General features: G+C 66.1%; 30 protein-coding genes. 13 read left to right on the top strand and 17 right to left on the bottom strand.

Going from position 1 to position 26,332, the window contains the following annotated elements; all coding sequences use genetic code 11:
- The 6 genes from H3O04_RS18455 to H3O04_RS18430 all read right to left on the bottom strand — a co-directional run.
- The coding region (locus H3O04_RS18455) for an alpha/beta fold hydrolase (RefSeq protein ID WP_202588206.1) at positions 1-292 on the bottom strand (292 nt) is incomplete at its 3' end.
- An 18-nt stretch (positions 293-310) separates the two neighbouring features.
- Entirely contained in the window at positions 311-838 is a 528-nt protein-coding gene (locus H3O04_RS18450) for a cupin domain-containing protein (protein WP_006489904.1), read from the bottom strand.
- Between the two features lie 34 nt (positions 839-872).
- Complete coding sequence (locus tag H3O04_RS18445; RefSeq protein ID WP_202588205.1) at positions 873-1,643, bottom strand: SDR family oxidoreductase; 771 nt, start codon at positions 1,641-1,643, stop codon at positions 873-875.
- Positions 1,636-2,706: an aromatic ring-hydroxylating dioxygenase subunit alpha gene (locus H3O04_RS18440; RefSeq protein ID WP_006478723.1), complete on the bottom strand. Its 1,071-nt coding sequence runs from the start codon at positions 2,704-2,706 to the stop codon at positions 1,636-1,638. The genes H3O04_RS18445 and H3O04_RS18440 overlap by 8 nt, the downstream gene beginning before the upstream one ends.
- Positions 2,707-2,766: 60 nt before the next feature.
- Positions 2,767-3,078: a recombinase-like helix-turn-helix domain-containing protein gene (locus tag H3O04_RS18435; RefSeq protein WP_006478722.1), complete on the bottom strand. Its 312-nt coding sequence runs from the start codon at positions 3,076-3,078 to the stop codon at positions 2,767-2,769.
- 1 nt (position 3,079) lies between these two features.
- Positions 3,080-3,397, bottom strand: a complete 318-nt coding sequence (locus H3O04_RS18430; protein ID WP_006478721.1) for a non-heme iron oxygenase ferredoxin subunit — start codon at positions 3,395-3,397, stop codon at positions 3,080-3,082.
- A 444-nt stretch (positions 3,398-3,841) separates the two neighbouring features.
- On the opposite strand from H3O04_RS18430, the gene H3O04_RS18425 reads away from it, so the two are divergent.
- The gene (locus H3O04_RS18425) at positions 3,842-4,921 is read left to right on the top strand and encodes a porin (protein ID WP_027805911.1); all 1,080 of its coding nucleotides are present in this window, start codon (positions 3,842-3,844) and stop codon (positions 4,919-4,921) included.
- Between the two features lie 107 nt (positions 4,922-5,028).
- Here H3O04_RS18425 and H3O04_RS18420 read toward each other — a convergent pair whose 3' ends face one another.
- The 5 genes from H3O04_RS18420 to H3O04_RS18400 form a co-directional block, all read right to left on the bottom strand.
- On the bottom strand, positions 5,029-5,925 hold the full coding sequence (locus tag H3O04_RS18420) for an IclR family transcriptional regulator (RefSeq protein WP_023475914.1): 897 nt from the start codon (positions 5,923-5,925) through the stop codon (positions 5,029-5,031).
- A gap of 295 nt (positions 5,926-6,220) precedes the next feature.
- Positions 6,221-6,700 carry a type 6 secretion system effector deamidase TecA gene (gene tecA, locus H3O04_RS18415; protein ID WP_011547418.1) on the bottom strand — a complete coding sequence of 160 codons (480 nt, stop codon included), beginning with the start codon at positions 6,698-6,700 and terminating at the stop codon, positions 6,221-6,223.
- 326 nt (positions 6,701-7,026) lie between these two features.
- Positions 7,027-7,233, bottom strand: coding sequence for a hypothetical protein (locus H3O04_RS18410; RefSeq protein WP_006478718.1), 207 nt, complete (start codon positions 7,231-7,233; stop codon positions 7,027-7,029).
- A 305-nt stretch (positions 7,234-7,538) separates the two neighbouring features.
- On the bottom strand, positions 7,539-8,138 hold the full coding sequence (locus tag H3O04_RS18405) for an alpha-ketoglutarate-dependent dioxygenase AlkB family protein (protein WP_172593233.1): 600 nt from the start codon (positions 8,136-8,138) through the stop codon (positions 7,539-7,541).
- Positions 8,139-8,309: 171 nt separating this feature from the next.
- Complete coding sequence (locus tag H3O04_RS18400; RefSeq protein ID WP_202588204.1) at positions 8,310-9,455, bottom strand: metallophosphoesterase; 1,146 nt, start codon at positions 9,453-9,455, stop codon at positions 8,310-8,312.
- A gap of 188 nt (positions 9,456-9,643) precedes the next feature.
- Between H3O04_RS18400 and H3O04_RS18395 the strand changes: the two genes are divergently transcribed.
- The 6 genes from H3O04_RS18395 (at position 9,644) to H3O04_RS18370 (ending at position 16,869) form a co-directional block, all read left to right on the top strand.
- Positions 9,644-10,546: a LysR substrate-binding domain-containing protein gene (locus H3O04_RS18395; protein ID WP_012339767.1), complete on the top strand. Its 903-nt coding sequence runs from the start codon at positions 9,644-9,646 to the stop codon at positions 10,544-10,546.
- Positions 10,547-10,929: 383 nt separating this feature from the next.
- Positions 10,930-11,223 carry a hypothetical protein gene (locus H3O04_RS18390; protein WP_012339766.1) on the top strand — a complete coding sequence of 98 codons (294 nt, stop codon included), beginning with the start codon at positions 10,930-10,932 and terminating at the stop codon, positions 11,221-11,223.
- On the top strand, positions 11,220-12,269 hold the full coding sequence (mdtN, locus tag H3O04_RS18385; RefSeq protein WP_006478713.1) for a multidrug transporter subunit MdtN: 1,050 nt from the start codon (positions 11,220-11,222) through the stop codon (positions 12,267-12,269). Before H3O04_RS18390 ends, mdtN begins: the two co-directional genes overlap by 4 nt.
- Positions 12,250-14,325, top strand: coding sequence for an FUSC family protein (locus tag H3O04_RS18380; protein ID WP_202588203.1), 2,076 nt, complete (start codon positions 12,250-12,252; stop codon positions 14,323-14,325). Before mdtN ends, H3O04_RS18380 begins: the two co-directional genes overlap by 20 nt.
- On the top strand, positions 14,312-15,856 hold the full coding sequence (locus H3O04_RS18375) for a TolC family protein (protein ID WP_202588202.1): 1,545 nt from the start codon (positions 14,312-14,314) through the stop codon (positions 15,854-15,856). The genes H3O04_RS18380 and H3O04_RS18375 overlap by 14 nt, the downstream gene beginning before the upstream one ends.
- A gap of 305 nt (positions 15,857-16,161) precedes the next feature.
- The gene (locus H3O04_RS18370; protein ID WP_069619275.1) at positions 16,162-16,869 is read left to right on the top strand and encodes an MgtC/SapB family protein; all 708 of its coding nucleotides are present in this window, start codon (positions 16,162-16,164) and stop codon (positions 16,867-16,869) included.
- A 43-nt stretch (positions 16,870-16,912) separates the two neighbouring features.
- On the opposite strand, the gene H3O04_RS18365 is transcribed toward H3O04_RS18370, so the two are convergent.
- Positions 16,913-17,632 carry an autoinducer binding domain-containing protein gene (locus H3O04_RS18365; protein WP_011547409.1) on the bottom strand — a complete coding sequence of 240 codons (720 nt, stop codon included), beginning with the start codon at positions 17,630-17,632 and terminating at the stop codon, positions 16,913-16,915.
- Positions 17,633-17,705: 73 nt separating this feature from the next.
- Here H3O04_RS18365 and H3O04_RS18360 point away from each other — a divergent pair, with 73 nt between their 5' ends.
- The 3 genes from H3O04_RS18360 to H3O04_RS18350 all read left to right on the top strand — a co-directional run bounded on the left by H3O04_RS18360 (position 17,706) and on the right by H3O04_RS18350 (position 19,783).
- On the top strand, positions 17,706-18,149 hold the full coding sequence (locus tag H3O04_RS18360) for a DUF4902 domain-containing protein (RefSeq protein ID WP_105798332.1): 444 nt from the start codon (positions 17,706-17,708) through the stop codon (positions 18,147-18,149).
- Positions 18,150-18,359: 210 nt separating this feature from the next.
- Positions 18,360-18,968, top strand: coding sequence for an acyl-homoserine-lactone synthase (locus H3O04_RS18355; protein ID WP_011547407.1), 609 nt, complete (start codon positions 18,360-18,362; stop codon positions 18,966-18,968).
- Positions 18,969-19,018: 50 nt separating this feature from the next.
- A complete protein-coding gene (locus H3O04_RS18350; protein WP_202588201.1) occupies positions 19,019-19,783 on the top strand; it encodes a hypothetical protein in 765 nt (254 codons plus the stop codon).
- 205 nt (positions 19,784-19,988) lie between these two features.
- On the opposite strand, the gene H3O04_RS18345 is transcribed toward H3O04_RS18350, so the two are convergent.
- Positions 19,989-20,279 carry a hypothetical protein gene (locus H3O04_RS18345; RefSeq protein WP_077179422.1) on the bottom strand — a complete coding sequence of 97 codons (291 nt, stop codon included), beginning with the start codon at positions 20,277-20,279 and terminating at the stop codon, positions 19,989-19,991.
- Between the two features lie 299 nt (positions 20,280-20,578).
- On the opposite strand from H3O04_RS18345, the gene H3O04_RS18340 reads away from it, so the two are divergent.
- Entirely contained in the window at positions 20,579-20,965 is a 387-nt protein-coding gene (locus H3O04_RS18340) for a VOC family protein (protein WP_041489375.1), read from the top strand.
- A gap of 21 nt (positions 20,966-20,986) precedes the next feature.
- Here H3O04_RS18340 and H3O04_RS18335 read toward each other — a convergent pair whose 3' ends face one another.
- Positions 20,987-21,751, bottom strand: a complete 765-nt coding sequence (locus tag H3O04_RS18335) for a GNAT family N-acetyltransferase (protein ID WP_227746101.1) — start codon at positions 21,749-21,751, stop codon at positions 20,987-20,989.
- Positions 21,681-22,331 (bottom strand): GTP cyclohydrolase II, encoded by a 651-nt coding sequence (gene ribA, locus H3O04_RS18330; RefSeq protein WP_006480964.1) that lies wholly within the window; start codon positions 22,329-22,331, stop codon positions 21,681-21,683. Before ribA ends, H3O04_RS18335 begins: the two co-directional genes overlap by 71 nt.
- Positions 22,332-22,507: 176 nt before the next feature.
- Between ribA and H3O04_RS18325 the strand changes: the two genes are divergently transcribed.
- A complete protein-coding gene (locus H3O04_RS18325; RefSeq protein ID WP_006480963.1) occupies positions 22,508-22,969 on the top strand; it encodes a CBS domain-containing protein in 462 nt (153 codons plus the stop codon).
- 157 nt (positions 22,970-23,126) lie between these two features.
- Here H3O04_RS18325 and H3O04_RS18320 read toward each other — a convergent pair whose 3' ends face one another.
- The gene (locus H3O04_RS18320; protein ID WP_006480962.1) at positions 23,127-23,456 is read right to left on the bottom strand and encodes a DUF4148 domain-containing protein; all 330 of its coding nucleotides are present in this window, start codon (positions 23,454-23,456) and stop codon (positions 23,127-23,129) included.
- A gap of 511 nt (positions 23,457-23,967) precedes the next feature.
- Here H3O04_RS18320 and H3O04_RS18315 point away from each other — a divergent pair.
- Positions 23,968-24,366 (top strand): GreA/GreB family elongation factor, encoded by a 399-nt coding sequence (locus tag H3O04_RS18315; protein WP_006480961.1) that lies wholly within the window; start codon positions 23,968-23,970, stop codon positions 24,364-24,366.
- 296 nt (positions 24,367-24,662) lie between these two features.
- Here H3O04_RS18315 and H3O04_RS18310 read toward each other — a convergent pair whose 3' ends face one another.
- Positions 24,663-25,751, bottom strand: coding sequence for a porin (locus H3O04_RS18310; RefSeq protein ID WP_006480960.1), 1,089 nt, complete (start codon positions 25,749-25,751; stop codon positions 24,663-24,665).
- Between the last annotated feature and the right edge of the window lie 581 nt (positions 25,752-26,332).

Here is a 26,332-nt window from a genome sequence, read left to right as displayed (position 1 = left end):
AATGTGTATAAGAGACAGCGCCGTAACCGGGCGCATCCCACGCGAGTACACGCCGCGATGCACCGAGCGCGTCGAGCTGGCGGACCCACGATGCGGCGCCCGAGCCGATCCCGTGCAGCAGCACGACGGGCAGCGCACGGCCCGCATGCTGCGCGCCGGCCTCGCCTGCACCCGCCTCACGGTAGCCGATCGTGCCCGCCGCGCCGGCCGCGCAACGCTGCTCGGGAAACTGCCCGAGCAGCGCGGCGAACGCCGCGGTGCGGTCGCGTTCACGTTTGTCGATGACACTCATTGCTTCATCCGCCCCGTCTCAGCGCTTGATCTTCGCGAGCGGCGAATCGGGCGGATACGTCGGCGTGATCGGCTTCGACGAACCGAGCATCACGCACATCAGCGCATCTTCCTCGCCGATGTTGATTTCCGTGCGATACACGCCCGGCGGCACCGAGATCAGGTCGCGCTCGCCGAGGATCGCTTCCCAGGTCTCGCCGTCGCGCTCGCAGATCACCTTCATCTTGCCGCGCAGCACGAAGAAGATTTCCTCGACGTCGATATGGATGTGGCTCGGGCCGATGTTGCCGGCCGGGATGACCATCGTCGAGAACGTGAAGTTGCCGGCCGGCACCGTGTTGACGTCCTTCGCGACGCCCGTGCCGCCCGTGCCGACATAGCGCATCTGCGCACGGCGGTACTTCGGGTCGTAATCGGCCTGGAACTTCAGCGCGTCCCAGTCGTAGCGCCGCGTCGCATAGCGCGCGACGCGCCCTTCCATCCAGTCGTTGAAGCTTGCGCCTTCCGGCTGGTCCCACGACTTGCGTTCGAGATCGGCGTCCGCCATCGTCCTCTCCTTCATTCCGAGTGAAAACTTCAAATCAGTTCATTACGAAGCCGCCGTTCACCGGCAGCAGCTGGCCCGTCACGAAGCGCGCGCCGTCCGACAGCAGGAACAGCACGGGGCCCGTCACGTCCTCAGGCAATTGCGTGCGCGTCAATGCGCGGCCCTGCAGGTAGAACGCATGGCGTTCGGCCGGTACGTACGCAGTCGCCTCGACTTCGGTCAGCCCCGGCGCGATCGCGTTGACCGTCACGCCGTGCGCACCGAACTCGCGCGCCTGCGCATGCGTCATCGCGATCACCGCGCCCTTGCTGGCGACGTACGCGAGCAGCTTCGGCGCGCCCCACAACGCGGTGTCCGACGCGAGGTTCACGATCGCGCCGCGACCCGACCGCGCGAGGTGCGGCAGCGCCGCATTGCTGACGAGCCACACGCCGCGCACGTTCACGTTCATCACGGCATCCCACGTCGACACGTCGAGCTCCGTCGACAGCTTGCCGCCCGAGTTCGTGATCGCCGCGTTGTTGATCAGCGCATCGAGGCCGCCGAGCGCCGCCGCGCCCTGCGCGACGAAGGCATCGATGCTCGCCGGGTCGGCCAGGTCGAGTGCGAAGAAATGCGCGGCGTGGCCGGCTTGCGTGAGCCGCGCGGCCAGCGCGCGGCCCTCTTCCGCCAGCACGTCGCCGAACGCGACTTGCGCGCCCGCTTCGACCAGCGCCTTCACGAACGTGGCGCCGAGACCGCGCGCACCGCCCGTGACGAGCACGCGGCGGCCGGGCAGCGCGACGACCGGAGCGAACTCAGCCATTCGCGGGCTCCGCGGCGGCATGCGCCGCACGATGCGCGTCGAGCGCGGACAGATGCTCCTGCGCACGCTGGCGCAGCATCCGGCGCACGCGCGTGATGCCGACGTCGTGCTGGTACAGGTATTCGTGATCGCGCGCATGCGGCGCGAGGCTTTCGAGGACGTAGCGATCCTGCTCGAGCACGTCCCAGTGCAGGCCTTCGAGGCGGTTGCGATACATGAAGCGCCACACGTCGCGCTGCCAGCCGCCGACCTTGCGGGTACGCCAGAAGTAAACCTGGCAGTGGTCGCCGTCGACCGGCGTCGCGAAGCCGATGATCCCGAAATTGCCGCCCGGGCCGAACTTCTGCTTGTACGGAATCGCGAGACGCATCCACAGGCAGCCCGTTTCGCCGAGCTCGACCCAGTCGAAGTTCACGTCGCGCTGGCCGATCTTCTCGAACATCAGGCCCGTGTCCGTCTTGCGCACGCGCATGTCGGCCTGCTTGTCGCCTTCGGCCATCGAGTGCGACGTCGCGTGCAGATAGGCGCCGTGCATCGGGTCCATCACGTTGTCGATCGCGTACTGGTAATTGCACTTCCAGTTCGATACGCACAGGAAGTGCGCATACTCGTCGGCGACCAGTTCTTCCGGCAGGTTCAGCGGCGCCGGCTCGCCGTGCGCTTCGTCGCCGAACCACAGGAAGATCGCGCCGGCCTTCTCTTCGACCGGATACGACTTCACGCACTTCATGCCTTCGAGCGGACAGTTCGACACGGCCGGCACACGGTTGACCGTGCCACCGCCGTCGACTTCGATGCCGTGATACCAGCACGCGATGTTGCCGCCGAGGTTCCAGCCGAGCGACAGACGCGCGCCGCGGTGCGGGCAACGATCTTCCAGCGCGTGGACCTTGCCGTCGTGATCGCGCCACAGCACGATCTGCTCGGACAGGCGCGTGAGGCCGACGGGCGCGTTCGACACCTGCCAGCTCGGCGCGACGGGATACCAGTAGTTCTTGATGCCGCGGTCGAGATAGTCACGGACCGGGTCGTGGTGGGCTTCGTGTTGGTCGGGGGACGTCATCAGTGTGCTCCGGATGCGGTTGTCGGGTCGGCGCTCAGGCGCGCGGCGCGGTCGGTGCGTTCATTCCGCCAGCGAGGCCATTTCGGCGCGGAAACGCTCGGGTGTCCAAACCGTGCCGTCCGGCGCGCGGAAGCCGATGCGGTTCAGCCCCGCGACGACATCGTCCAGCTCGGTCGCGCCGCTCTCGAACACGCGTTCGAGCGCATCGCCGAGGTCGTTCTCGTACTGGGTCGGTGCGGCCTTGCGGTTCTGCCAGATCTGGTTCTCGACCTGACCGGGGATTTCGATCTGCCCCTTGCCCGCGACGTTGTTCGGCTGCGGCGCCACCCACGGCTTCAGGAAGGGATTGAAGTTGACGGTCGCTTCTTTCATGTCATTCCACCTTGATCTGGATTTCTTCACCGGCGAGGCGCACCGCGTACTGCTTCAGCGCACGTCCGCCCGGCCCCTTCAGGCATGCGCCCGTCTTGATGTCGAACACGGCCTCGTGCAGCGGGCATTCGACCGTGCCTTCGTCGACGAACCCCTGCGTCAGCAGCGCGTACGCATGCGGGCATACGTTCTCGAGCGCATACACGTCGTCGCCGACGCGGTAGATCCCGATTTCCACGCCGTCGGTCCGCTTGAACTCGATCGGCGTGTCTTCCGACAGCGCGCCGGCATGACCGGCGCAAATCCATTGTTCAGACATCTCACACCCTTCCTTCTGATCGACTCTCGGTTTGCTTCGATTTGTTCCATATTAGGAACATCAGTTTATGGATGGTGATTATAGGAGCGACTTTCCACGATCAAAATAAAAAGCTGCATGTCCTAGGGAAAACACCGACACTTAGCTCGGCCGCTCCCTTCGTCTACCCTATCGAATGTAATTTTTTGTTATGCGACGGGGAGTTATCGGCTTTTTCGAGACATCACGCGGTATTGCCGGGCGTCTGCCCGGCGCTCATCCGTCCCGAAAAATTTATTTTTGATCGGGCGCGCACCCCCTCTATACTCCATTCCATTAAAGGTACATTGTTCCTTATATGGAACATAAGAATGCCCGTTCGGCGATGAACATGCGCGACGGCCGGCCGTCCCCGCGCAGGCCGTCACAACACGTATTCATCAGGTTGGAGAGTCAGGAGATCAAATGGTCAAGCATGCGGTAGCAGCAGCAGTCATCGGGATGGGCGCCGCGTCGGGCGCGTGGGCGCAGAGCAGCGTGGTGCTGTACGGCAGCATGGATGCGGGCGTCGCATACGTGAACAACGTCGGCGGCCACGCGAAGTGGGCGATGATCCAGGGCAATACGCAGCCCGACCGGTGGGGCCTGAAGGGCAAGGAAGATCTCGGCGACGGACTGTCGGCGATCTTCCAGCTGGAAAACGGCTTCTATACGAACAACGGCCAGTTCGCGACGGCGAACACGATCTGGAACCGCGCGGCGTTCGTCGGCCTCAGCGCCGAGCGCTACGGCACGCTGACGCTCGGCCGCCAGACGCCGCTGTCGTTCGACTATCTCGATCCGCTCAGCACCGCGTATCTCGCGCTGAGCTGGTACGCGTTCCATCCCGGCAACATCGACGGGCTCGCCGCGACCGGCAACGTGCCGTACAACAATTCGATCAAGTACCGTTCGCCGACCTTCGCGGGTTTCTCCGCCGCGGCGACGCTCGCGCTCGGCAACACGACGAACTTCTCGACCGGCAAATCGGTCGGCGTCGCGCTGAACTATGCGAACGGGCCGTTCAAGGCGTCGGCCGTCTACTCGAACGAGCACGACCGCTCGATCCTGATCAGCCAGACGGGTATCACGTCGTTCCAGGGGCAAAACACCGCGAACGGTTATCTCGCCAGCAAGGTCGAGAACATCGGCGCGGGCGCGTCGTACCAGATCGGCGACTTCCTCGTGCATGGCCTCTACACGCGCGTGAAGATGCAGTCGAACGGGTTTTCCGACACGTTCCAGAGCTACGACGCGGGCGTGAATTACCGCAGCAGCGCGTTCAATACGATCGCGGGCGGTGCGGCGACCACGACGCTGGCCGGCCGCCGCTGGACGCAGGTCGAACTCGGCGACATCTACGCGTTGTCGAAGCGCACGCAGCTGTATGCGAACGTGCTTTATGAACACGGCTCGGGCGGCGCGAAGGCCGCGTTCTTCACGGCCGGCGTGTCGAGCACCGCGAACCAGGTGATCGTGCTGACCGGCATTCATCACTCGTTCTGAGCGAACTCGGGCACCGCGCCTGCGGTGCCCGAAAACGACAAGAGCGGCCCGCGGGCCGCTCTTGTCGTTGCGATGCCGCGCACCGCGGCCGGCTCGATGCGCGAGCGTCAGAACATCGCGACCTTGTGGCGCGCATGCGCGAACGTCGGGTCGCTTTCGAGCGGACGATAGTTCAGCCGTTGCGACAGGTCGACCGCCGCGCCGCACACCGCTTCGACGAGCCGCTCCTTCTCGCCGGCCTCGCCGATCTCCGAGCGCGGCACCGTCGCGGTGATCGCCGCGACGATCGAGCCCGAATGATCGCGCACGGGCGCCGTCACCGCGGAAATGCCGCTCTCGAACGCCGCCTCGCTGACCGCATAGCCGAGCCGCGCGTAATGACGCACGCGTTCGTACAGCTCGTCGACGGTACCGGGCGTACGCTCGGTGAACTGTTCGAGTTTCTTCTCCGGATAGAGCTGTCGCAGCGCATCGCGCGTCAGGTCGCCCATCAGCACGTGGCCGTGCACGGTCGCATGCGCGGGCAGCCGCGTGCCGACGTGCACCTTCACCGAACCGAACATCGACGCATTGCTTTGCGCCTTCGCAACGAACACCACGTCACGCTGGTCGCGGATCAGCAGGTGCGTCGACAGGCCGGTCGAATCGCGCAGCCGTTCGAGCACGGGCGTGCCGAGATCGGTCAGTTCGAGCGAATTCAGGTATTCGAAGCCGAGCCGCAACACGCCGACGCCGAGCCGGAAATAGCGGTCGCCGTTCACGCGTTCGAGAAAGCCGAGCGCCTCGAGCGTCTGCAGCAGGCGGAACGTGGTCGTGCGCGGAATGCCGATGCGCTTGGACAGCTCGGGTGCGCCGAGCACGGGCTCGCGCGCGGAGAATTCGGCGAGGATCCGCAGCCCGCGTTCGAGCCCCGGCACCAGATAGGACGAAGCGCCGCCGCCCGACGACTCGTCGTCGCCAGGCACCGCCGGCTCAGGTGCATCGCTCATCGTTGTCTTGACCATGTGGACATGGGCGGAAGGAAATCAGTCACGAAACAGGTCATGGATCGCCGTGGAGATTCAGTCATGCTACCTCAGTGCGCGCGTGGGTTCGCGCCCATGCGCGGCGCCGCGATGCGGCACGCGCATCCACGCACCATGACGCGTCATTCAAGGTCGAGAGGATAGCAGCGTTGGACGGCGCGACGCCATGCGGAAATCGCCGGACGGCGGGAAGGCGGCCGCGCGGCGCCGGCGCCGGCGCGCGGCACGCGGTCGGGCGACGGTGGCCGAAGCGTGAGCGTCGACGCCAGGCAGCCTACAGACGCGACAGATAGACGCGAATGGTCGTGCGGTCGTACGCAAAGCCGCCGGCCGGGTCCGGCTGCAGCACGCGTGCGAGATCGACCGGATGCAGCCATCCGGCGCCCAGCAGGCCGCCGTTGATCCCGCGAATCCGGGTGCCGCCGACGGCGATCGCGGCGTGAAAGACATTGGTGCCGCGCGCGAAGCCGACCGCGGTGCCCGCCGGGATGCTCGCGCGCCCGTCCCACTGATTGCCGGTCTCGAAGTTGAAGCGCGTCTTCCACAGCTGGCCGATCGTGTCGAGCAGCGTACCGGGCGCGATCATCGCATCGGCGCGCAGCAGATAGCGGACATAAGCAGCGGCGTCGTAGCAGACGCCGCCGGACACGTACTCGTCGATGTTCGCCATCCCGAACATCAGCGCCTGCGCGTGTTTTTGCCGTTCGGCGATGCCGGATTGGGCGACATGCCCGCCTAACTGGGTCAGTTGCACGGATAGCTCCTTTCAGGAATGCGGGACGTCATCGTCCCGCCGATGCGATAACGTCATATCTTATTACGATATGGCTCGGCATCTTCCACGCGCGCTCACGCCATACGGGGTTCGCACTTTACCCGGGAGGACGCAAGCGCGCGTACATGAGGCTTCCGCAACGCGTGTCGCATCGTCGGCGCGATGCTTCAGCATCGAACCGCACGGGCCATTGGCGCGGCAAACCGCCAGCGCACAACCAGAAACGGGAAACAGTCGGGGAAGCACCGTCCGGCCACGGACGGTACGGAGGAAGACGATCCTCGGGCGGAATCGCCGCGACAGCGTCAGGCCGTCACGGCGTGGTCATATTCGGCGCGGGCAAGCTGGCCGGCGGCGTATGCCTCGGCTTCGCCGCGAAAGCCTTCGCGGCTGAACGCCACGACTTTCACGCCGACGCCGGTCGCCCGCTTCACCGTCAGCGCCCATTGCCATCCGCCGTCTTGCTCGAAGACGTGTAGCGAGGGTTCGAAGGAAGGGTCGAGTACGGTCACGCGTTGTGCTCCTGCCCCGTCGCGCGCTACGTCGGCAACGCATGGAGGCATGTCGAAAGGATCGCGCCGGCCTGCCGACGCGTTTGTGCCATTCCTCAGTGTAGTCAATAATTGTTGCGACGCACCATCAGAGGTTTCACTCACCTATCGAAACCGGGCGGTCGATCGAATCTACCTGAAAGCCTTGCGGGACGGGCCTGAGCGCCCGGCCGGACACGCTGCATTGAATTCGTGCGGCAACGTGCCGCACGCGCAACCGATTGCTTGCATTGGCCTTTCGTGAATCACCGAAACGGGGGCGCGATCTATCCGGCCGCGATCGATACGCGTCGGAAGGTGAGGTTGACGCGTTCGCCCTGCACGCCCGGCGCCTTCGGCACGCGGTGCTGCCATTCGGCCTGTGTGCGCCCGCGCATCACGAGCAGGCTGCCATGCACGAGGCGGTACGCATGCGTGACGCCGGTCTCGCGATGGCGAAGATCGAACACGCGCATCGCGCCGAGACTCACCGACGCGATCACCGGCGCGTCGCCGAGTTCGGGTTCGTTGTCCGCGTGCCAGCCGAGGCTGTCCAGCCCGTTGCGGTAGCGATTGAGCAGCACGCTGTTGAAACCCACGCCGCACGTCGCCTCGACCGCGTGCTTCAGCCCGAGCACGGCCGGCGTCCAGGGTTCGGGCACGTTGCGGATCCCCGAGTACACGTACACGGCATCAGGCTCGCCCTGCCACGCGGTGAGCCGCGGCAACGGAATGCGCCCGCGCGGCGTGCGGATCGTGTCCTGTCGCCACGCGACCTCGTCGATCAGCGCGGCCAGCGCGTGGTCCGCGGCGGGTGGCGCAAGCCAGTCCGGGTACCAGTCCACGTCGGGCGCGGGCGTATCAGCGAAGAGATCGGGCGTCGACATGTCGGCAGGAACGGGCAAGGAACGGAGCAAACGAGGCATGTCTGCATACTAGCCAACGGCGCCGCGCGCCGCCATGCGCTGTCATTCCCCGCTGAAAGAAAGCCGCCGAGAAATCTGCCGTGCACCTCGATACGCGTTCGTATTGCGTGACGGCCGCCTCCCTGCCATCCGCTAGCCGCGCGTCAGCCGGATCAGCGTGATCTCGGACGGCACGCCGAAGCGGTTCGGCGGCCCCCAGTAGCCGGTACCGCGGCTCGTATACAGCCACATGTCGCCGAAGCGGTTCAACCCGCCGACCACCGGCTGCTGCAACCGCACGAACGGCGGCCACGGCAGGAACTGGCCGCCATGCGTGTGCCCCGACAACTGCACGGTAAAGCCCGCGCGGTTCGCCGCTTCCGCGCTGCGCGGCTGGTGCGCGAGCAGGATCTTCGTGCCGACGTCGCGCGGCGCACCGGCCAGCGCCTGCGCGGGGTCGCTGCGATGCGCGGGATCGAAGCCGCCCGCCGTGAAGTCGGTCACGCCCGCGAGCACCGCGCGTGCGCCGCCGCGCTCGATCAACACGTGCTCGTTCAGCAGCACCGTCAGCCCGATACGACGAAACTCGTCGATCCACGCATGCGCACCCGCGTAGTACTCGTGGTTGCCCGTCACGAGGAAGGTGCCGTGCCGCGAGCGCATCTGGCCGAGCGGCGCGGTGTGTTCGCGCAGGCGCTTGACGGAACCGTCCACCACATCGCCCGTCACGACCACCAGGTCGGCGTCGAGCGCATTGACCGCGCGCACGATCCGTTCGATGTAGGGCCGCTTGATCGTCGGCCCGACGTGGATGTCGGACAGTTGCACGATCGTCAGCCCGTCGAGTGCGGCCGGCAGCCCGGCGACCGGAATCGACACGCGCTTGACCGCCGCCGTACGGCGCGCGCCGACGAACCCGATCGCGGTCACGAGCACCGCGGCCGCCAGCACGCCGAGCGCCGTGTCGGGCGCGGCGCCGGGCCATGCGCCGTCATGGCCGAGATGTCGCCACACGAGCACGCCGAGCAGCACGAAGTCGCGCAGGAGCGTCAGCACCAGCAGCGACGAGAAGAAGCCCATCACGAGCGCGCCGGCCCAGCCGACCAGCGTCGCCGCCCAGCCTTCGTCGAAGCGGCGCGAGAACATGCCGACCGGAATCAGGAGGACGAAACTCGCCAGCACGAGCGCCGCGATCGTACGCGCGAGCGGCGACGCGAACGCATCGGGAATGATCCGCATCCCGACGTACAGATGGAACAGCACGCCGATTGCAATGAACCGGACAAAGAAACTTCGCATGAAACGTTCACCTTCGTTGCACGACCGCATCCGCGGCACGCGGCGCACGGGCCGTGATGCCCAGGTGCCGCGCGTCGCGCCCTACGCACGATGGTACACAGATCCCGGCCGCGACGACGGGTCGCCGCCGACGGTGCAGCGCCGTGCGGCTTCGCGCGATAATCGGCCATCCTCCCGCCGCCACGTCCATGCGCTTCGATATCGTCGACCTCAAACTTTTCACGCACATCGCGGAAGCGAACAGCCTGACACGCGGCGCCGAACGCGCGCATCTGTCGGTGCCGGCCGCCAGCACCCGCATCAAGCACCTCGAGGAGCAGGTCGGCGTGAAGCTGCTGAGCCGCACGAGCCAGGGCGTCACGCTGACCGCGCCGGGCGACACGCTGCTCGCGCATGCGCGCCGCGTGCTGCGCCAGCTCGAGCAACTGACCGGCGACCTGCAGGAATATGCGTCGGGCGTGAAAGGCCACGTGCGCGTGTTCGCGAACACCACGGCGATGAGCGAGTTCCTGCCGGGCGTACTGCGTCACTATCTCGTCAACCATCCGGACGTGACGATCGACATGCAGGAGCGGCTGAGCCCCGACATCGTGCGCGCGGTGCAGGACGGCATGATCGACATCGGCATCGTCGCCGGCGACGTGTGCACCGACGGACTGCAGGCTATGCCGTACCGGCGCGATCGTCTCGTGCTCGCGACCGCGCTCGGGCACCCGCTCGCCAGCCTGGCATCGACGCCGTTCGTCGCGACGCTCGACCACGACTTCATCGGCCTGCCCGAGGCGAGCGCGATCCATACCTTCCTGAAGCGCGCGGCCGCCGACGTGCAGCGTACGCTGCGCTGGCGCATTCAGGTCAGCAACTTCGAAACCGCATGCCGGATGATCGAGGCGAACGTCGGCGTCGGCGTGCTGCCCGAAGGCACCGCGCGCCGCCATGCGAGGACGATGGCGCTGCGCCTCGTCGCGCTCGAGGACGACTGGGCCGAGCGCCGGTTGCAGATCTGCGTCGCCGATCTCGATGCGTTGCCGCGCTTCGCGCGCGATCTCGTCGACCTGCTCGTCGAGGATGCGCGCGAGCGACCGGACTGACCGGATTCGCATGCGCTCGAGCGGCAATCGACGGTTTGCGCGCCGATTCCGCTGCGTCGACATGGCAAATTCCACTGCGCGCTTTTCGTCTGACGATCCTTGACAGTCCGTTAGCAACCCTACGCGAGCGGGTGCTGGCAGAATCGCGGCGACCCGATCATCGCTGCCGACACGCACGGCCGGACCGTCCGGCATGAGCGACGACGCGGCCCCGGCCGGCCACGACCCGTGCCGTAATCGTATGCCGGATCGCTGGCGATCCGCATCGCGCTGATTTATGATCGGCTCCGTATCCTGGAATCGTTGTCGCGGCCCAGCCGGTCGCGACGATTCGCATTGCGCCGCGCCCGGCATCCACCCCCAAACGTCGAGCTCGTCACACCATGAGAAAAACAACGCCGCGCGCGCCGCTGCGCGTCGCCGCCGTGCTGGCGCCCGCCCTGCCGCTCGCGGGCTGCGCATCGCGCGGCGCACCGTCCTACGTGCTGTTCGGCGCGTACTTCCCGCTGTGGCTCGTCAGCGCGATCGTCGGCATCGTCGGCGCGATCGTCGCGCATCGCGTGTTCGTCGCGACCGGCTGGGCCGCGACGGTGCCCTACCAGCTCGCCGTCTGCACCGCGATCGGGCTCGTGGTCGCCGTGATCGTGTGGCTCACCGGCACGGGGCCGTTCGCATGAAGGCCGCCGGCATCACCCGCCCCTCCGTCAAAGGCCGCATGATCGCACTCGCGATCGTCGCGCTCGGCATCGCGGCGCTCGCGTACGCGTACCACCGCACGACGGCCTACCCGTCCACCGACGACGCGTCGATCGACGCGGACGTCGTGCACGTCGCGTCGCCGGTCGGCGGTCGCATCGTGCAGCTCGCCGTGCATGAAAACCAGCGCGTCGCGAAAGGCGACCTGCTGTACGTGATCGATCCCGTGCCGTACCGGCTGAGCGTCGCGCAGGCGCAGGCCGACCTCGAACTCGCGCGCGCGTCGCTCGACACGCGCCGCCGTTCGCTGATCGGCGAGCGCTCGAATGCGTCCGTCGCCGCCGAGCAGGTCAAGCGCGCGACACAGAACTACGATCTCGCGACGCGCGACGTGAACCGGCTCGCGCCGCTCGCCGCGCAGGGCTACGTCAGCGCGCAGCAGTTCGACCAGGCGAAGGTGCGCCAGCGCGACGCGTCCGTGTCGCTCGCGCAGGCGCAGGAGCAACAGCGCGCGTCCGCGCAGACGATCGGCGACGACGCCGACGCGATCGCGACACTGCATGCGCGCGAAGCCGCGTTGGCCCGCGCGCAGCATGCACTCGACGATACGGTCGTGCGCGCGCCGCACGATGGGCTCGTGACCGGCCTCAGCGTGCTGCCCGGCGAGACCCTCGCGCCGAACCAGTCGATCTTCACGCTGATCGACGCAAGCGAATGGTTCGCGGTCGGCAATTTCCGCGAAACGTCGCTCAATCGCATCGCGGTCGGCGACTGCGCGACCGTCTACTCGATGATCGACCGCAGCCGCCCGCTGACGGGCAAGGTCGTCGGCATCGGCGCCGGCATCGCGGACAGCGCGCGCATCAACCTGCCGCGCTCGCTGCCGATCGTGCAGAACTCGGTGAACTGGGTGCACGTCGCGCAGCGCTTCCCCGTGCGCGTGAAGCTCGACGAACCCGACGGCAAGCTCGTGCGTGTCGGCGCGAGCGCGATCGTCGAGGTCCGGCATGGCTCAGCCTGCCGCTGACGTCCGCTCACCGGGCCCGCGCGAAGTCCTGCGGCTGCTCGCGCCGTTTCCGGGGCGCGCGGCGATCGCCGTACGCGTCGCGCTGATCTGCGCGCTGACCGCGTTCGTGACGGCCGCGTACGGCACGCCCGAAGCCGCATTGTCCGCGTACGTCGTGTTCTTCATGATCCGTGCCGACCGCGTGACGAGCGTCGTGCTCGCGGCCGCGCTGCTGCTGATCGTCACGATCGTGATCGGGCTCGTGCTCGGCATCGCGATCTTCAGCATCGACTATTCGATCCTGCGGGTCGCGTGCATGGCCGTGCTGTCGGTCGCCCTCCTGTACCTGACTTCCGCCAGCAAGCTGCGCCCGGTGGGCGCGATCCTCGCGATGATCGTCGGCTTCGGGCTCGACCAGCTCGGCCTCGCGCCGTTCGGCGAAGCCGCCACCCGCGCGCTGCTGTATATCTGGCTGACGATCGCGATCCCCGTCGGCGTGGCGATCGTCGTCAACCTGCTGATCGCGCCGTCGCCGCGCAAGCTTGCGCACGCGCAGCTCGCGAAGCGGCTGCGGCTCGCCGCACGGCGCCTGCGCGGCGACGACGACGCACGTGCCGCGTTCGACGCGAGCCTGCGCGAAGGCGACAAGCAGTTGCTCACGTGGCTCAAGCTGTCGAAGCTCGAAGGCTCGTCGAGCGCCGCCGACTTCGCGGCGCTGCGGCAGGCCATCGTGTCGAGCACCGCGCTGATGGTCGGCGTCGCGCTGGCCGATCGCGAACCGGACGCGCGGCTGCCCGATGCGTTCGCCACGCCGATCGCCGCGACGCTCGACGACATGGCCGCCATTCTCGAACGCGGCGGCTACCCGGTCGACGTGACGCTCGCGCTGCCGCCGGCCGACACGCTGCCGCCGCTCGCACGCATCGCCGCGACCGATCTCGAGGATGCGATCACGCATTTCGCGGAGCCGGGCGCGACGGCGCCGACGACTCCGACGGCCGATGCAACGGCGGAGGCTTCGGCCAACGCAACGCCCGCCGCCGCTGCGGCCACGCCCGAAGCACCCGCCGCCGCGCCGGCACCGGCCCCACGCGGCGGCTTCTTCCTGCCCGACGCACGCACCAATCCCGACCACATCCGCTATGCGCTGAAGACGACCGCCGCGGCGATCTTCTGCTATCTGCTGTACTCGCAGCTCGACTGGTCGGGCATCCACACCTGCGTCGTCACCTGCTACATCGTGTCGCTCGGCTCGACGGCCGAAACGGTCGAGAAGCTCACGCTGCGGATCTTCGGCTGCATCATCGGCGCATTGCTCGGCACCGCCGCGCTCGTGTTCGTCGTGCCGGCGCTGTCGTCGGTCGGCCACCTGATGGCGCTGGTGTTCGCCGGCGCGTGGCTGTCCGCGTGGATCGCCTTCGGCTCGCCGCGCATCGCGTATGCGGGCTTCCAGGTCGCGTTCGCGTTTTTCCTGTGCGTGATCCAGGGTGCCGGCCCCGGCTTCGACCTGACGATCGCGCGCGACCGCACGATCGGCATCCTGCTCGGCAACGTCGTCGTGTATCTGGTGTTCACGCGCATCTGGCCCGTCAGCATCGGCAGGCAGATCGACGTCGCGTTCGCCGCACTGCTCGACCAGTGGCGACGCATCGCGCAGATCGCGCAGCCGGCCGAGCGGCGCGCATTGGCCGCCGAAGCGTTCGCCCGCCACGGCGCGATCTCGCAGGAGCTCGGCCTGGTCCATTACGAGCCGTCGTGGGTGCGGCCGGCCGCGACGTGGCTCGCCACCCGGCGGCGCGCGCTCGCGGAACTCGGCGCGATCGAAGGTCCGCTGTTCCTGCTCGCCGAACGCAGGCCCGGGGACGCGGCGATCGGCGCGCGGCTCTCGCGCGTGGCCGAACCGGGCAATGGCGACACCGTGCCCAGCACGCCTTCTGCGGCGCCACCGTCGAGCGCCGCCCCCACCGACCCCGCGCGCGACGCGCTGCTGAACCTGATCGACACGCGGCTCGCGCGGATCGCCGACGCCGCCCGTCAAGCCACACCGAAGGAGCCTGCCCCTCATGCGCCTACCTGAACCGCCGGCCGCCGCGATCGCCGCCACCGTGCTCGCGACCGCCGTCGCGCTGGCCGGCTGCGCGACGTCGTCGATCGATCTGGCGCCGGAGGCGTCCAACCGCCCGTGGCAGCCGCAAACGTCCGCCGCGGGCGACATCGTGGCGGCGTCGCCGCGCGCGTCCGCGCAAGGTGCGCATGACTACACGCTGCCTGCCTCGCCCGCGCTCGCGTCGGTTTCGGCGCCGGCCGCGCTCGATGCAGCACATGCGTACACGCTGCCCGAACTGATCGATCTCGCCGAATCGGCCAATCCGCTGACCCGCATCGCATGGAACGACGCGCGCAACGCGGCGCTCGCGGTGGGCCTCGCCAAGTCCGCCTATCTCCCGCGCCTGTCGGCGACGGCGATGGGTGCGTACCAGGCGAACCACGGCTCGACGTCGACGATCCTCGGCGATTCATCGAGCAACACCACCGCGCACGGCACGATTTCGGCGCTGTCGCTGCAATGGCTGCTGTTCGATTTCGGCGGCCGCGCGGCGCGCGTCGAAGCGGCCGAACAGGCATCGATCGCGTCGAACGTCGCGTTCACGGCCGTGCACCAGCAGGTGATCCACGACGTGACGGTCTCGTACTACCGCTACGAAGCCGCCCGCTCGCGCGCGCTCAGCGCGCAACAGGGGCTCACGAACGCGGATGCGATCCTCGCGGCGTCCCGCGCACGGCTCAAGCACGGCGTCGGCACGGTCGTCGAGCTCGCGCAGGCGACGCAGAACCGTGCGCAGGCGAACCTCGCGCTCGTGCAGGCGAACGGCGCCGAGAGCGACAGTTACCTCGCCCTCGTCTCCGCGCTCGGCATCTCGCCACTGTCGAAGCCGACCATCGCCGTGCTGCCGAAACGGCCGCTGCCGCCCGCGCTCGGTTCGTCGGTCGACGCGATCGTGTCGGACGCGATCGCACGCCGCCCCGACCTGCAGGGCGCGTTCGCGGTCGAAAAGGCCAACCGCGCGAAGATCAAGGCGGCTCAAGCCGCGTTCATGCCCAAGATCTTCCTGTCCGCGTCGACGTCGTATGCGAGCGGCGGCACGTCCATCTCCGCGCTGCCAGCGATCGGCGACCAGGCGCCGACCGTCAACCTGAACGGCAGCCGTTACGGCGGCGGCGTGTTCCTCGGCGTGACGATCCCGCTGTACGACGGCGGCCTGCGCTCGGCCGTGCTGATGCAGGCACGCAACGACGCGGAAAGCGCATCCGCGCGTCTCACGCGGACCAAGGAGGAAGCGGTGCGCCAGGTCGTCGCCGCGCAGAACGCGGTGCAGACGAGCCTGGCGTCGCACGACGCCGCGAAGGCGCTCGTCGATGCCGCGCAAACGAGCTACGACGCGGCGCTGACCGCGTACCGGAACGGCGTCGGCTCGGTCACCGACGCGACGATCGCGCAAAGCCAGTTGCTCGCCGCGCGCAACGCGGAGGTCGACAGCTATGCCGGCGCATTGTCGGCCGCCGCCGCGCTCGCGCTCGCGACCGGGACGATCGGCTCGGCGCAGTAGCGCCGGCCGCAAGGCGGTTGACGCGGGCGCGCGCCGCCCACTAGAATGCCGCCCATTCTTCCTTCAGGAACCATCGTGGACAGTTGCAGCACTCCGTTGCGTGCGCCGCTTGCCGCCTGAACGCCTGTCCGCCGCAGTTCTCCTGCCACGGCTCGCGTTCCGCGAGCCGCACGCTCACCCGTTTCACACTGAATGACGCATTCGCGCGGTACAGTACCGCGCGATGACGGCTCGCGCCGCGTCGCCTTCGGCCTTGCGCCGCGGCGGCGCGTGCCGCCATGCGCTTCTTGCACGGCAGGACAACCATGACTTTCGATTTCGCACTTCGCCTTTTCACCGCGTTCGCCTGCGGCGTCGCCATCGGCCTCGAGCGCCAGATGCGCCAGCGCACGGCCGGCCTGCGCACCATCACGCTCGTCGCGAGCGGCGCGTGCCTGTTCGTCACGCTCGGCGTGCTGACCGGCAACGGCGTCGCGGGCGTCACACAGATCGCCGCGTACGTCGTGTCGGGCGTCGGCTTTCTCGGCGGCGGCGTGATCATGCGCGACAAGGGCTCGATCCAGGGCATCAACACGGCCGCGACGCTGTGGTGCTCGGCCGCCGTCGGCGTACTGGCCGGCTCCGGCCACTACGTGCCCGCGCTCGCCGGTACCGGCGTCGTGCTGCTCACCAATACGGTGCTGCGCGGCGTCAGCCAGGCCATCAACGCGACGCCCGTCTCCAATGCCGATCTCGTGCGCGAATACCAGATCACCGTGATCTGCCTTGCCGCCGACGAAGTGCACATCCGCACGCTGCTGTCGAACGCGATGTATGCGAAGCCGCTGTCGTTCCAGAGCCTCACGAGCGAGGACGTGCCCGAGCAGCCGGACCGGCTGAAGGTCACCGCGACGTTGAAGCTGCATCCGAAGGATCAGCAGAAGCTCGAGCAGATCGCGAGCCGGATGAGCATGGAGAAAAGCATTTCCAGCGTGAGCTGGACCGCGAAGGAAGCGGAGCCGATGATGGAGTGAGCCACGTGGCGGCCGCCGCCTCCGGCGCCGCCGTCGCGTCGCGTCAAGGTGTTTCGATGAGCCCCGCCGAGATCGCCTTGACGACTGCCTGGACCTTGTTGGTCGCGCCGAGCTTCTCGAGGATGTTGTTCACGTGGAAGTTGACCGTGCGCTCCGAGATGCTGAGGATCTGGCCGATTTCGCACGCGGTCTTGCCCTCGGCCGTCCAGCACAGCACCTCGCGCTCGCGCGCGGTCAGCGTGACGCCCGCGGCCGGCGACAGCTTCGGCACCATGAAGCGGCTCATCAGCGAATGCGACAGGTTCGCGAGCCAGTTGGTCTGCAGCGTCAGCATGTTGATCTCGGCTGGCGTCAGCCGGTCGGCATGCCGGGCGATGCTCAGCAGGCCGAACGCGCCGCGCGCCGCCCAGCTCGATTGCGCGACGCCCACCGACAGCCCGAAATCGCGCGCGTCCTGCCACAGCGGGCACGGGTCGATCCGGTCGACGTCCGGCCAGACGATCATGTTGGTGCTGAGCGCGCCGTCGCGAACCGTCGAATCGATCTCGATGTAGTTCTGCGCCTGATAGTGCGCCATCCAGCCGTCCGGATAGGTATTGAAGATCGCGACCGCGGGCTTCGAAACGGGCAGCGGTACGCGAATGCCGTAACAGCAGTATTCGAATCCGAGCCGCTTGGAATAGGCGGCGATCCGCTGGAAGAGCTGCTGCTCGTCTTCCGCGGCGCTGAATTGTTGGTAGGCATCCTGCCAGCGCAGTTCCATTCGTTCTCCGACAACGTCACGCTGTCATACTTGTCAGGTTCCAGCACCCGTTCGAGGCTGATACATTCCGCGCATGACTTCACCCTTGCTGCACCCTGTCCCCGGCCCGTCCCCGGACGGCTACGTACGCCTGTCAGAAGGCGCACTGGCCGCACTCGCGCTCGACCATGTCGCGAGCGGCCTCGACCCGTCGCTGCTGGCCGAACTGCGCGACAACGCGATCGACGCCCGCCTCGCCGGCTATACCGAATGGCATCGCCCGGCCGGTGCCGGCGTCGCCTACGTGACGGTCGGCTGGGACTGGTACCTCGAACGCGCGACGGGCACGTTCGTGATCGCGGGCGGCGACGTCCGCAGCAACGTGATGGCCATCGACGCCAAGGGTGCCGACATCGGCATGTTCCGCACGGCCGCCGCGCTCGCCGCCCGACTCGCCGCGATCGACTGGCCTGCCGCGGTCGCGTCGGCCCTGCTCGGGCGTGACGACGCCTATCATGCCGGCCCCACGCTCCAGTGACAACCGGCCGCGCATTCTTCCGACGATTTTGCCAGACTGGCGCTCTTTATAAATAAAAGCCGCCCGGTTTTCAATCCCGTCGATCAAGAAACCGTTACCACGTCCCGAATGGCGTCTTCACGTCGCCACCCTGTAAGAGTTACCAGTTACAGGCTCCTCGTGCCGCGCGCTGTAATGCACGCATATAAAAGCACAGATCCGAGGACATCCATGCAGACCTTCGTTCACGAGGAAGGGCGGTTGCCACACGAACTCGCGGCGGATCTCGGGCGCTATCGGCGCCGTGTGTTCGTCGAACAGCTCGGTTGGGCGCTCCCGTCGGCGAACGAAAGTTTCGAGCGTGACCAGTTCGATCGCGACGATACCGTCTACGTGTTCGCGCGAAACGCCGACGGCGACATGTGCGGATGTGCGCGCCTGCTGCCGACGACGCGCCCGTATCTGCTGAAGTCGCTGTTCGCCGACCTGGTCGCCGAGGACATGCCGCTGCCGCAATCGGCCGCCGTCTGGGAATTGTCCCGATTCGCGGCGACCGACGACGAAGGCGGCTCCGGCAACGCGGAGTGGGCCGTGCGTCCGATGCTCGCGGCCGTCGTCGAGTGCGCGGCGCAACTCGGCGCGCGGCAGCTGATCGGCGTGACGTTCGCGAGCATGGAGCGGCTGTTCCGCCGGATCGGCATACACGCGCACCGCGCAGGCCCGCCGAAGCAGGTAGATGGGCGTCTGGTGGTCGCGTGCTGGATCGACATCGATCCGCAAACGTTTGCTGCGCTAGGAATAGAGCCGGGGCAGACTACCCGGCAAGCTATCGCCGCCTGAATTGGAACGCGCATTCCATCCGGGCGGCATCGTAACGAAGGAGAACCAACGTGGATCAGTCTCAGGTCTTTCGCGCGATGATGCCCGGGTTGACGAGCGCCGGCGGCGCCCGCATCGCGGTCGCCTATCCGTCGTTTCCCAGGCCGTTGCCGCTCGTGCGGCTCGACCGTCGCGGGCTCGTGTTTCGTGCCGTCGGCGCCGCACCGCTCGTGTGCGGGCTGCCGCGCCCGGCAACGCTGCTGGTCGCGGACGAGCCGCTGTGCTCGCTGCGCCTCGTGATCCGCGACATCGCCCCGGCCGGCGACGGCCGCCACGACCTGACGATGCAGCCGTCCGGCGCCGCCGGCGACGAATTGCTATGGCACGCATTGCGCGATCGCGAGCCGTACCGGCAGATTCGGCACCCGCTCGCGCCGGTCGCCCTGCCCGTCGCCACCGGCGGCGAACCGCATGCGGCGGCCGCCGAAACCGCTGCGCGCCCGTCGCGCAGCGCGGCCTTCCGCCTGCCCAGCCATAGCGACGCGCTGTTCTTCGCGGACTGGCTCGAATATCACTTCGACGAACTGCGCGCGCTGTCGCAACAGCATGGGCCGCAACTGCAGCTCAATCAGCTCGAACGACAGGTCGACGATGACGAGGTCGGCGTGCGTTTCGTCTACGACATCGACGGGCACGCGACGCGGCACGCACTGACCGACTGCGCGCGCGAAGCATGTAACTGGATCGAGACGGAGATGCGCAGCAAATACGCGCTGCCGGTCGCGCAAGAGCGGTTTGGCGCGTTTGCGGCGCATGCACGGGCCGGCGGCATGTGAATGAGGCCGTGCCGCGCGCCGCCACAAGGCTGGCGATGCGGTGGCAAGTTGTACAGATGCAACGAGGGCTTGCAAACGTCCGGGTTTTCCCTTAAATTTACGTCTGTCTCCTCCATGTCTCCAAACATGGATTCAGCCCGCTCACAGTAGCGGGCTTTTTTATTGCCTAAATGGTTTGCGGGGCCACATCATCCTCCCCGTCTGGCTAGCCCGCTGGACGCATACCAGTCGGTCGCAGCCAGTAGTGGTGTATCGCAAATATCAGCGCGACTGCGATCACAAGCGCCAGCAGCAGATACAGCCAGCCCTTCCTGGTCGTCGGCAGGTCCGTCAGGGCGCCGACGTCGCCCGTCAGCGCCGCCAACGCGACCATCGCCAGGCCGGCCAGCACCAACGTCCCCTTTGCCACCCATCCGAACGCGGCCTCAAGCCCGGCTGCCCATCGCGACTGGCGATAGGGTCCGGCAACCGGCCGACGCAGATCAGGCTTACCCATTCGTCAACTCCCTACCGGCATGCGCGTGTCCGCGCATCGTGCGGCAAGCGCTGCCGGACGCATGAATTCGAATGTCTTGCTGACGAGTAGCCGCTGCGATGCGGAGTGCACACAGGATCGAAATGCGTCATGTTTTTCTTTCGCGAGACGAGGCTCGACACAATTCGATTCGCTTGGCCGGGCCGAATCGATATCGTTCGATACGGCCAGTATCGCCCGAAAGACGATCCGTTCGCCTCGCCCAATCGCGATCGGCCGGCTTATCATTGATCGGCCCGCCACTTCCCGTCGAGGTCATCTTGCACGCCCATCTGCGCATTGCTCGCCCGGTCAACAACCTCGCCCGCACCGAACGCATGTATCGCGACGGCCTCGATCTGTCGGTACTGGCGCGCTTCGAAGATCACGACGGCTTCTCCGGCGTGATGCTCGGACGCGAAGGCCTCGACTATCACTTCGAGTTCACACACTGCCCCGACCATCCGATCGCGCCGTCGCCGACGCCCGAGGACCTGATCGTGTTCTACCTGCCCGATCGTCCGGAATGGGAGGCCGCGTGCGAGCGCGTGACCGCACACGGCTTCATGCCGGTGACGTCGTTCAATCCGTATTGGGAAATTTCCGGCCAGACCTTCGAGGATGCCGACGGTTACCGGATCGTATTGCAGAACGGTACGTGGCGTTGACGGGCTGACACGCGTGAGCGGTTACACGGCGGCGTGGCTGCCGCAGCGGGCGACGTAAACGACGTGCCGTCGCAGTGCGTGCCCTTCCGGCAACGCGGGATGGTCGAAATCGCGCGCGGGCTGGCGCAGCATGCCGAGTCGCTGCATCACTTGTTGCGATCGCAGGTTGGTGTCGGCCGTCCACGCGAAGATCTCGCCGAGCCCGATCCGGTCGAACCCGTCGGCCAATGCGGCAACGGCCGCTTCGCCAATGTAGCCATGCCCCCACGCGTGGCGCGCCTGTCGCCACATGATCTCGACGCATGGCGCCATCGGATGCGTTGTGCGGGCCTCATACGACAGGCCGCAAACGCCGACCAGCAATGCATCGGCGCGACGCTCGACCGCCCATACACCGAAGCCGTGTGCATCGACATGCGCGTTGAAGCGCGCAATGACGTCACCCGCCTCGTCGATCGACATCGGACCGCACGCGAGCCACGCGGTCACGTCCGGATCCGCATGCATCGCTGATAACGCTTCCGCATCCGCAGGTCGCCAGCGGCGCAGCGTCAGGCGTTCGGTTTCGATTCTGGATGGCGTGATCGTCATGGAAATGCGAAACGGATAGACGGCGCGTGCAACGCAGATGACGTCACGAACGAAGGGAAAAGATCGCGATCGTCGCGTGTACCGGCAACGATCGGAACAACGGATGACGAGAAATGGGCTCGGGTTACTCGTTTTCCTCGAAGTAATGCCCGAACTTCGTCTGCTTCGTGCGGATATAACGCTCGTTTTCCTCACGCACGGGCACCGCAAGCGCCACGCGCTCGCAGACAGGAATGCCATGCTTCACGAGCGTATCGAACTTCTTCGGATTATTGCTCATCAGCCGCACCGACGTCACGCCGAGGATGCGCAGGATCGCAGCGGCCGAGTCGTATTCGCGAGCGTCGTCGGGGAGGCCGAGATCGAGGTTCGCCTCGACAGTGTCACGCCCCTGCTCCTGCAGCGCGTACGCGCGGATCTTGTTGCTCAGGCCGATGCCGCGGCCTTCATGGCCGCGCAGATACAGCAGCACGCCGCGGTCTTCGGCCGCGATGTAACGCAACGCGAGATCGAGTTGCTCGCCGCAATCGCAGCGGTACGAGCCGAACACGTCACCGGTCAGGCATTCGGAATGCAGCCGGGTCAGCACGGACTGCTCGCCCGTGACGTCGCCCATCACGAGCGCGAGATGTTCGGCATCGCTGCCCGATACGCGAAACGCGTATGACGTGAACGTACCGTAGCGCGTGGGCAGCGACGCCGTGGCGACGAGCGTCACGCACTCGTCGGCCTGGCCATTGCCCGGCGTGGGCGATTGGGGACGCGAAGACATCATGAATTCAATCGAAACTTCAGGAATGTAGGAGTTGTGTGGATGGTGCGTGACGGGAGTTTACCGCTAATCTGGAAACGTCACGCGACTGCCGCCGCCCGCCCGGCTATACTGGGCTCACCGGGTGACGCGCAGCACGCCCCGCCTGCCCTGCATCGACCTGCACACGGAGAAAGCGAATGAGCACGACTGTCGCGCAGATTCTCAAGGCCAAGCCGGATTCGGGCCGCACCATCTACACCGTCACGAAGTCCGATCTCGTCTACGACGCCATCAAGCTGATGGCGGAAAAGGGCATCGGTGCACTGCTGGTCGTGGACGGCGACGACATCGCGGGTATCGTCACCGAGCGCGACTACGCGCGCAAGATCGTCCTGCAGGACCGCTCGTCGAAAGCCACTCGCGTCGAGGAAATCATGACGGCGAAGGTGCGCTACGTCGAACCGTCGCAATCCACCGACGAGTGCATGGCACTGATGACCGAGCACCGGATGCGCCACTTGCCCGTGCTCGACGGCGGCAAGCTGGTCGGTCTCATCTCCATCGGCGACCTCGTGAAGAGCGTGATTGCCGATCAGCAGTTCACGATCAGCCAGCTCGAACACTATATCCACGGCACGCCTACCGTCACGTCCGCCTGATCCGCCCAGCAAAAAAGGCCCAAACGCGTCAGCGTCTGGGCGGAAAGCCGCCGGCATGCGGCGACGGAGGTTCTGCTCCTGCGGACGGACGACGCGCGCAGTTCGCGCGCGTCTCGTCAATTCAGCGGTGCGCTCGGGCAGACCGGGGGATGTTCAATCAGTTACCGAAGTACACCGAATTCACGGGATTCGGCGCGTCCCGCGTCACGCGGCGGCCGCCTTGCGCGGCACCCGTCGCCACGGCACCGTAGCCGCTCGTATCGGCTTGCGCGAGCATCGGCTGATTCGGCTGGATGCGTTGCTCGGCAGCCTGGATGTCGCTCGGATATTGCGAATCGCTCGCCAGCGGCTTGTAGCCGTTCTGCTCGAGCTGCACGAGTTCGGCCTTGACCTGAGCGCGGGTCAACCCCTGCTCGGACTGTGCAAACGATGCAATCGGAGTGGCAAGGACGGATGCGGCAATAGCTGCGTAGATGATCGACTTCATGATTTACCTCCGGAATATGTTCTCTTTTGACGTCGCCTCGGCAGGACTGTCTGAAGCGATTGAATTCAGTGTAGTGCGCGCCACTCCAAGGGGAAACCCTTAGTTTGAACATACAGCGTTGCATTTTTGGAAAAAATCACCCACTGTTTCCGGACAGGGTCGTCGCGACTTGCTTCATCTACACAACAATCGCTGACGAAACGCCAACAACCCGATCACATGTCTGGAAGGTTGTGTTGTAGAATCGTAAGGTTTTATTCGCCAGTCGATATTCCATCCACCATGTACGCGCTCACGCCCCTTTCGGTTTCGCCGTCCGGCCCGGCCGGCGTGCGCGCGCGCGCCGGCCAGCCGGCGCATTCCGTCGCTCGACGCACGGCCCAGGCGCCGCTCGCCCCTGCCCGGCGCCTGATCTGACCGCTCGGTCTCCACCCGGAGCCAGGTTAGACAGGCTCCGGGCGATCCTCATAGGCACGCCACGCCTGCCCCGCCGATCATTTGGAGAACCACCATGAAACAACGCCTTTACCAGCTGACCGAACTCGACGTCGCTCGCCTCGAAAAGCATGCCGAGCACAACCCGCGCTTCCAGACGATGCTCGACACGTTGCTCGAACGCGCCGATATCGTCCAGCCCAACGCCATCAAGGCGAACGTCGTCACGATGAACTCGCAGATCACGCTGCTCGACGAAGCGACCCAGGAACAAGCCACCTGGACGATCGTTTATCCGGACTCCGCCAACCTCGAACTCGGCCGCCTGAACGTCTTCTCGCCGGTCGGCATGGCGCTGCTGGGCACGCAACGCGGCCAGATGGTCAAGGTGATGCAGCCGAGCGGCGCCGAAAAGCTGATGAAGGTCGCCTCGATCGTGTTCCAGCCGGAAGCGAACGGCGAATACACGCGCTGAGCCGCCGGTCGACCCGCGCCGCGCCATACGGGCGCAGAACGAAAAAAGCGAGGCACCGGTGAACTGACCCCACGAAGTTGGGCGGTTAAAAGCTAAGCGGCCAAGGGCTTGAACCGCTTGGATTTCTTGGACAGTACCGAGCGTTAGTGTTCGGTCTTTCTAGAGCAGATCACACCGGCCTCGCTTTTTTGCATCCGGACGATCCGGGTTGCCGCCATCGCACTCAGCAGACGAAAAAAAGGCGCCCGAAGGCGCCTTTTTCGATGTTGCGAAGCGGGTTACCCCGCCCGTCACGCTTAGAAGCGGTGACGCAGACCAACCGTTGCTGCGGTTTGGTTGACCGACGAGCTCGATGCCGTCGTGTTGTCGCCGTTGTAGATGCCCGTGCCAACGATGTTGTTGCCCTTCGCGCCACGCTGGTACACAGCTTGTGCGTACACGTCGGTGCGCTTCGACAGCGCGTAGTCAGCTTGCACGCCGAACTGGTTCCAGTGCGAGCTGCCGTTGTTGACCTTCGCGTTCGTGTACGTGTAAGCAGCACCCAGGCCGAGAGCCGGCGTCAGGTTGTACTTTGCGTTGACTTCGTAGTTGTCAGCGCGCAGCGTCGGAACGCCAGCAGCTTGGTTGTCGATACGCGATTGCGTCCATGCAGCGCCGACTTGTGCCGGGCCGAATGCGTAACCAGCAGCAGCACCGTACGTACGGACACGGCCTTGGCCACCCAGCGTCGATGCGCCGTTCGTGTTGGTACCGTCACCCAGGTTTGCTTGCGAGTATGCTGCACCCAGCTTCAGACCTTGGAACTGGTACGACAGACCGCCGCTGTATGCGCGGTTGTTGCCGAAGTTCGTGTTGTTCGAGAACGAGTACGTACCGCCGAATTGCAGGCCAGCGTAGTTAGCGCTCGTGTACTTGATCGAGTTGTTCAGCGCGACGTCGCCGTTCGTGCTCAGACGGTCGTTGTTCAGCGGGTGCGCGAAGTACGTGCCGCCCCACGAGCCCGTTGCCGTCAGCGGCGCCAGGTAGTCTTGCGTTGCGTCATACTGCTTACCCAGCGTGACCGTGCCGTACTGGCTCGACAGGCCGACGAAAGCCTGGCGGTTGAACATGCCGCCGTTGCCGTTTGCGAAGCGGCCGTTACCGATGTTGAAGCCGCTTTCCAACGTGAAGATTGCCTTCAGGCCGCCACCGAGGTCTTCCGAACCACGCAGACCGAAACGGCTTTGGTCGATGCCCGAGCCCATCGACCACAGCGACTTGCCGCCGACGTTGCTTTGGTAGGTGATGCCTGCGTCCAGCACGCCGTACAGCGTGACGCTGCTTTGCGCGTGAGCGACGGTAGCAAACGATGCTGCAGCTGCTGCAACGATCAGAGTCTTGTTCATTCGTGGAGCTCCCTTCTAAAAAGAGGCAGGTCTCGCGACCTTGTTCATAAACGGTCTGCAACCGCCCGGGAGCGCCATCGGTCCTGCTGGCGGCGCCCGGATAGTTGCCCGTTTGGGAACCGTGAGTTTAGGGGTGTACCCTAGGGGAGCGATCCGCAAATAAAGAAATAAGCTTTTCCAGAACTAGAAATAATGAAAGTGGGTCCGCGTCATAAGTATTTGTTTTAACGGTTGTTTTTGACTTCTTGACGAGGGCTTTTTGGAGCCTTTCATCGCACCATTCTTTCATGTCATCGTCTTGACGGTTGCATAGAAACAACAAGCGGATTCGGTCCAGCACCCCGAAATCGGCAATTATTACCCGATTCAATCTCAAATATTGGCCATCCCGCATCTAAAACGTCGCCCTCGACCGGTAAACAGGAGCGACGCCTGCGCCACGGCGAAATCCCGTCAGCCGTCAGAAAGGGAAAAGGCGGCTCGCGCCTGCCGTGACACGCGGTAACAGCCTTAACCGCCCGCGTAACCCGGTAAGCGTACCGGCAGGCTAATGTAAGGCAGCCTCGAATACAGAACAGGAA

It is taken from the genome of Burkholderia sp. KCJ3K979 (assembly GCF_016759955.1).
GTDB classification, from domain to species: domain Bacteria; phylum Pseudomonadota; class Gammaproteobacteria; order Burkholderiales; family Burkholderiaceae; genus Burkholderia; species Burkholderia orbicola.
This window is presented reverse-complemented; position numbering and strand designations above follow the sequence as displayed.

Excerpts from the sequence above, each read along its gene's own strand:
- H3O04_RS18360 (WP_105798332.1), top strand. The coding sequence starts at position 17,706 with ATGACTTCACCCTTGCTGCACCCTGTCCCCGGCCCGTCCCCGGACGGC.
- H3O04_RS18365 (WP_011547409.1), bottom strand. The coding sequence starts at position 17,632 with ATGGAACTGCGCTGGCAGGATGCCTACCAACAATTCAGCGCCGCGGAA.
- H3O04_RS18440 (WP_006478723.1), bottom strand. The coding sequence starts at position 2,706 with ATGACGTCCCCCGACCAACACGAAGCCCACCACGACCCGGTCCGTGAC.
- mdtN (WP_006478713.1), top strand. The coding sequence starts at position 11,220 with ATGAAGGCCGCCGGCATCACCCGCCCCTCCGTCAAAGGCCGCATGATC.
- H3O04_RS18355 (WP_011547407.1), top strand. The coding sequence starts at position 18,360 with ATGCAGACCTTCGTTCACGAGGAAGGGCGGTTGCCACACGAACTCGCG.
- H3O04_RS18375 (WP_202588202.1), top strand. The coding sequence starts at position 14,312 with ATGCGCCTACCTGAACCGCCGGCCGCCGCGATCGCCGCCACCGTGCTC.
- H3O04_RS18400 (WP_202588204.1), bottom strand. The coding sequence starts at position 9,455 with ATGCGAAGTTTCTTTGTCCGGTTCATTGCAATCGGCGTGCTGTTCCAT.
- H3O04_RS18395 (WP_012339767.1), top strand. The coding sequence starts at position 9,644 with ATGCGCTTCGATATCGTCGACCTCAAACTTTTCACGCACATCGCGGAA.
- H3O04_RS18315 (WP_006480961.1), top strand. The coding sequence starts at position 23,968 with ATGAAACAACGCCTTTACCAGCTGACCGAACTCGACGTCGCTCGCCTC.
- H3O04_RS18370 (WP_069619275.1), top strand. The coding sequence starts at position 16,162 with ATGACTTTCGATTTCGCACTTCGCCTTTTCACCGCGTTCGCCTGCGGC.
- H3O04_RS18430 (WP_006478721.1), bottom strand. The coding sequence starts at position 3,397 with ATGTCTGAACAATGGATTTGCGCCGGTCATGCCGGCGCGCTGTCGGAA.
- H3O04_RS18320 (WP_006480962.1), bottom strand. The coding sequence starts at position 23,456 with ATGAAGTCGATCATCTACGCAGCTATTGCCGCATCCGTCCTTGCCACT.
- H3O04_RS18310 (WP_006480960.1), bottom strand. The coding sequence starts at position 25,751 with ATGAACAAGACTCTGATCGTTGCAGCAGCTGCAGCATCGTTTGCTACC.
- H3O04_RS18445 (WP_202588205.1), bottom strand. The coding sequence starts at position 1,643 with ATGGCTGAGTTCGCTCCGGTCGTCGCGCTGCCCGGCCGCCGCGTGCTC.
- H3O04_RS18345 (WP_077179422.1), bottom strand. The coding sequence starts at position 20,279 with ATGGGTAAGCCTGATCTGCGTCGGCCGGTTGCCGGACCCTATCGCCAG.
- H3O04_RS18325 (WP_006480963.1), top strand. The coding sequence starts at position 22,508 with ATGAGCACGACTGTCGCGCAGATTCTCAAGGCCAAGCCGGATTCGGGC.
- H3O04_RS18435 (WP_006478722.1), bottom strand. The coding sequence starts at position 3,078 with ATGAAAGAAGCGACCGTCAACTTCAATCCCTTCCTGAAGCCGTGGGTG.
- ribA (WP_006480964.1), bottom strand. The coding sequence starts at position 22,331 with ATGATGTCTTCGCGTCCCCAATCGCCCACGCCGGGCAATGGCCAGGCC.
- H3O04_RS18425 (WP_027805911.1), top strand. The coding sequence starts at position 3,842 with ATGGTCAAGCATGCGGTAGCAGCAGCAGTCATCGGGATGGGCGCCGCG.
- H3O04_RS18390 (WP_012339766.1), top strand. The coding sequence starts at position 10,930 with ATGAGAAAAACAACGCCGCGCGCGCCGCTGCGCGTCGCCGCCGTGCTG.
- H3O04_RS18380 (WP_202588203.1), top strand. The coding sequence starts at position 12,250 with ATGGCTCAGCCTGCCGCTGACGTCCGCTCACCGGGCCCGCGCGAAGTC.
- H3O04_RS18405 (WP_172593233.1), bottom strand. The coding sequence starts at position 8,138 with ATGTCGACGCCCGATCTCTTCGCTGATACGCCCGCGCCCGACGTGGAC.
- H3O04_RS18420 (WP_023475914.1), bottom strand. The coding sequence starts at position 5,925 with ATGGTCAAGACAACGATGAGCGATGCACCTGAGCCGGCGGTGCCTGGC.
- H3O04_RS18450 (WP_006489904.1), bottom strand. The coding sequence starts at position 838 with ATGGCGGACGCCGATCTCGAACGCAAGTCGTGGGACCAGCCGGAAGGC.